This window comes from Microbacterium sp. zg.Y909 (assembly GCF_024626565.1).
Genome location: NZ_JANJFJ010000371.1, coordinates 1 through 4,342, shown reverse-complemented (window position 1 = coordinate 4,342; position 4,342 = coordinate 1). Strand labels below are relative to the sequence as shown.

Annotated in this window: 5 protein-coding genes; all 5 read right to left on the bottom strand. The window is 71.5% G+C overall.

From position 1 onward, the window contains the following. Positions 1-177: 177 nt before the first annotated feature. Complete coding sequence (rocD, locus tag NQ160_RS19440; protein WP_257516760.1) at positions 178-1,401, bottom strand: ornithine--oxo-acid transaminase; 1,224 nt, start codon at positions 1,399-1,401, stop codon at positions 178-180. Position 1,402: 1 nt separating this feature from the next. After that, complete coding sequence (gene ddaH / locus NQ160_RS19435; RefSeq protein ID WP_374113682.1) at positions 1,403-2,299, bottom strand: dimethylargininase; 897 nt, start codon at positions 2,297-2,299, stop codon at positions 1,403-1,405. 154 nt (positions 2,300-2,453) lie between these two features. After that, positions 2,454-3,467, bottom strand: coding sequence for an NAD(P)-dependent alcohol dehydrogenase (locus tag NQ160_RS19430; protein ID WP_257516759.1), 1,014 nt, complete (start codon positions 3,465-3,467; stop codon positions 2,454-2,456). Next, complete coding sequence (locus NQ160_RS19425) at positions 3,464-3,688, bottom strand: helix-turn-helix transcriptional regulator (RefSeq protein WP_257516758.1); 225 nt, start codon at positions 3,686-3,688, stop codon at positions 3,464-3,466. Before NQ160_RS19425 ends, NQ160_RS19430 begins: the two co-directional genes overlap by 4 nt. Continuing rightward, positions 3,688-4,158, bottom strand: coding sequence for a hypothetical protein (locus NQ160_RS19420; protein ID WP_257516757.1), 471 nt, complete (start codon positions 4,156-4,158; stop codon positions 3,688-3,690). Before NQ160_RS19420 ends, NQ160_RS19425 begins: the two co-directional genes overlap by 1 nt. Between the last annotated feature and the right edge of the window lie 184 nt (positions 4,159-4,342).

The window sequence follows — 4,342 nt, the reverse complement described above, 5'->3', positions numbered from 1 at the left end:
CGTCGGGGTGGCCGAACATCTCGTCGAACGCGGGGACGCCCGACGGCGTCTTGCGCGGCGCCAGAGTCGAACCGTAGCCGTCGAACAAGTCACCCATGAGATCACCCTATCCGCGGCGGATTGCGGCCATGTTTCCGCCGTGCGGGCTTGACATCGCGGGGTCGTGGCGCCGCGGCGTCAGCCCAGGGCGACCTTCAGCTGCTCCACCGCCCAGTCCAGCTCGGTGGCACGGATGACCAGGGGCGGCGCGAGGCGGATGGTCTGCCCGTGGGTGTCCTTGGCCAGCACGCCGCGGGCAAGCAGCCGCTCCGCGATCTCGCGACCGGTGCCGCGTGCGGCGTCGATATCGACGCCGGCCCAGAGGCCCGCGACACGCACTGCGGTCACCCCATGGCCGACCAGCGGCGCGAGCACGGCCTCGAGGTGCTCGCCCAGGGCGGCCGCGCGCGTCTGCAGCGTGCCCGTCGCGAGCAGCTGCACCACCCGCTCCCCGACGGCGGCCGCGAGCGGGTTTCCGCCGAACGTCGAGCCGTGCTCGCCTGGGCGCAGCACCCCCAGCACGTCGCGGTCGGCGACGACCGCCGACAGCGGCACGATGCCGCCCCCGAGCGCCTTGCCCAGCAGGTAGACGTCGGGAACGACGTCCTCGCGGTCGCACGCGAACGTGGTCGCGACCCGTCCCAGTCCCGACTGGATCTCGTCGGCGATGAACAGCACGCCGTGACGGGTGCAGATCTCGCGGACGGCACGCAGGTATCCCTCTGGCGGCACGATCACGCCCGCCTCGCCCTGGATGGGCTCCAGCAGCACGGCGGCGGTGTTCTCGTCGATGGCGGCCTCGATCGCCGCAGCGTCGCCGAACGGCACCGAGACGAATCCCGGTGCGTACGGCCCGAAGTCGTCGCGGGCAGTGGGATCGTCGCTGAAGCCGACGATCGTCGTCGTGCGGCCGTGGAAGTTGCCCCCGGCGACGATGATGGTCGCGGCATCCGGCGCCACGCCCTTCACCCGGTACGCCCAGGCCCGGGCGACCTTGATCCCCGACTCCACCGCCTCGGCCCCGGTGTTCATCGGCAGAACGAGGTCCTTGCCGCAGAGCTCGGCCAGCGCCGCGGCGAAGGGGCCCAGCCTGTCGTTGTGGAACGCACGGCTGGTGAGGGTGAGCCGGCCGAGCTGGGCGGTCGCGGCGGCGACGAGGTCGGGATGCCGGTGCCCGAAGTTCAGCGCCGAGTACGCCGACAGCAGGTCGAGGTACCGCTTGCCCTCGACGTCGGTGACCCAGGCCCCCTCGCCTCCGGCGATCACCACGGGGAGCGGATCGTAGGTGTGGGCGACGTGCTCGTCTTCGACGGCGATCAATCGGGCGGCGTCGGCGTCGAGGTTCTGCGGGACGGTGGCCATGTCAGCCTCTCAGCTCGAGGGTGCAGCACTTGATCCCGCCGCCGCCGAGCAGCAGCTCGGACAGGTCGACGGGGACGGGGATGTAGCCGCGGTCGCGCAGCTGGTCGATGAAGCCGACCGCGCGCGGGGAGACGATCACGTTTCGCCCGTCACTGGCGGTGTTGAGTCCGAACACCGCGCCGTCGCTGTCGGAGACGGCGATCGCATCAGGGAAGCGCTCGGCGAGCACGGCCCGGGCGCGGTCGTCGAACGCGGTCGGCAGGTAGGCGATGTTGGCGCGGTCCACCCCGCTGGGCCCCTCGACCGGGTCGAGCACGGCGATCGCGGTGTCGAGGTGGTAGAAACGCGGGTCGATGAGCCGCAGGCTGATGACCTCCCGCGCGAAGACGTCGGCCACTTCACGGTGGCTGTCCCCGACCGAGCGGAAGCCGGTCCCGGCGAGGATCGTGTCGCCCACGAGAAGGAAGTCCCCTTCGCCCTCCTGCACTTCGACGGGCTCGATCACGTCGACCCCGTGCGCGGCGAACCAGTCCATGAACGGGCGCTCTTCGCCACGGCGCTCGGGGACGCGGAACTTCACGCCCAGCGCTCGGCCGTCGATGACGAATCCGCCGTTGGCGGTGTAGACCATGTCGGGAAGGCCGGGGACCGGATCGATCAGCTCCACCTCGTGCCCGAGGCGCACGTAGGTGTCGTGCAGGTCCTGCCACTGGCGCAGCGCCTTGGCGGTGTCGGTCGGCCGACCCGGTTCCATCCAGGGGTTGATGCGGTAGCTCACCGTGAAGTGCTCGGGGCGGCACATCAGGTAGCGGCGGTGCTGCGCGCGGCGCTCGGTGACCTCGACGACCTGAGTGTCGGCGAGCTCCCGGGACTGCGGGAGGGGCGGGTGCGTGGACATGATGCTCCTTCGCGAACGCGGGCGGACGCTGTCCTTCCAGGCCCGGTGGCCCTTCGACCCGCGCTTCGCCAGCCGCGGGGAAAGGTCGATCCGGACACGCCGCGACCATTGTGACATGGCGGATGCCGCAGCGCCCCTCCCCCGGCCGCAGCGCTCACACGCCGCGCACGACCACCTTGCCCACCGTGTGGGCCGCGTCGATGTGCGCCAGCGCCGCACCGGCCTCTGCCTGCGGCCACACGCGCTCGATGTGCGGCTTCAGGTCCCCCGCCGCGGCGAGGCGTGCGAGCTCGGCGGTGACCTCTGGCTTCGCCGTCGCCGCGAGCGGCCGCAGGCGCCGCGATCCGAACACCGACAGCACCATGGCGCGAAGGATCACGCCGAGAGGCCCGATCACGGGGCGGCTGCCGCCGCTGACGAGCACGACGGTGCCCCTGGGGCGCACGAGGCGACGCAGCTGCCGGAGCGGATGGTCGCCGGCGATGACCACGACGGCGTCGAAGGATGCCGCAGCGAGCTGCGACAGATCGGTGCGCCGGTGCTCGAGCCCGGTGCTCGCGCCGAGTGCCGCGAGAACGGGAAGGGCACGGGGCCCCGCCAGCGCCGTGACCTCGGCGCCGCGCAGCGCCGCCAGCTGCACGGTGAAGTGCCCCACCCCGCCCCCTGCGCCCACGACCAGCACGCGTGTCCCGCCGGCCGCGTCGCCTTCGATCCCGGCGAGGGCGAGCGCTTGCCACGCCGTGCCGCCGGCCATCGGAAGCGTGGCGGCGACGAGGTCGTCGAGGCCCTCCGGGCACCGGACGAGCCGCGCAGCGGGCACCGCCACGTAGGGCGCCAGCCCGCCGCCGGTGGTCTCGCCGAGCACCGCGTCGCCCACCTGCAGCGTCGTGACAGCGGGGCCCGCGCCGACGACCGTGCCGGCGATGTCGCGGCCCTGCACCGCGGTGCGGGGGCGGCGCAGCCCGAAGGCCAGGCGCAGGATCAGCGGGTCGCCCCGCATCACCCGGGCATCGGCGGAGTTCAGTGCAGTCGCGTGTATGCGCACCAGCACTTCGTCCGGCCCCGGAGAGGGCACCGGCACCTCTTCGGGCGCGACGGCATCGGCGCCGCCGTAGCGGTGCTGCGTCCAGGCTGTCATGGTGGGCGGGACTGCGGCAGCGGTGTTCATGATGCTCCCCCTTCGGGGTACTGGAACACATCGTCGAGGCTCCGCTCGAAGACGCGCGCGATCTGAAAGGCGAGTTCGAGCGTGGGCGAGTACTTGCCCTGCTCGATGGCGATGAGCGTCTGGCGCGTCACCCCGATGCGGCGGGCGAGCTCGGCCTGGGTCAGGCCCGTCGCCTCACGCAGCGTGCGGATGTCGTTCGTGACCTTGGTGGGCTTGACCATCAGGCCAGGCCCCGGCGGTAGGCGATGACCTGCGCGATGCCGCCGATGAAAGCCGACAGCGCGAACCCGAGGTACATGGTGTTCGCGATCCAGAACCAGGATGCCTCGACGGCGCACAGCACGATCACGCCGAGACCGGCGATGACCATGAAGGCCTGGCCGACCCTGTCGCCCATGCGCGCGATGTCGCGGTCTCGCAGATCCGAGGCGCCGGCCGCGTCGGGGTCGCGCATACCGGCGATGATCCCCCACACGATGCTCAACACGATCGTGCCGACGATGCCGCCGCCGATCGTCCACAGCATGATCGGCCACCAGTGAACCTCGGCGAGCGGGCCGCCGTCGGCAGCCTGCAGGATCGCGATGACGTAGGCCGTCATCACGACGGGCAGGACGATGAGTCCCGCCCAGGTGTTGCGTTCTTGGTAGACCACGGCGTCCTCCTCGAGGGTGTCAAGAATCTTTGACACCCCGAGTATCGACCCGCGCGGCATCCGTGTCAAGAATCTTTTACACGGATGCCGCGTTCAGATGACCGACTCGCTCCAGGGGTCGGGGTTGCCGAACCGGTGCGCCGTGATCGTGATCGACTGCTCCCGCAGGAAAGGCAGCAGCTCGAGCCGGCCGGCGGAGGTCACCTCGTTGTCGTACACG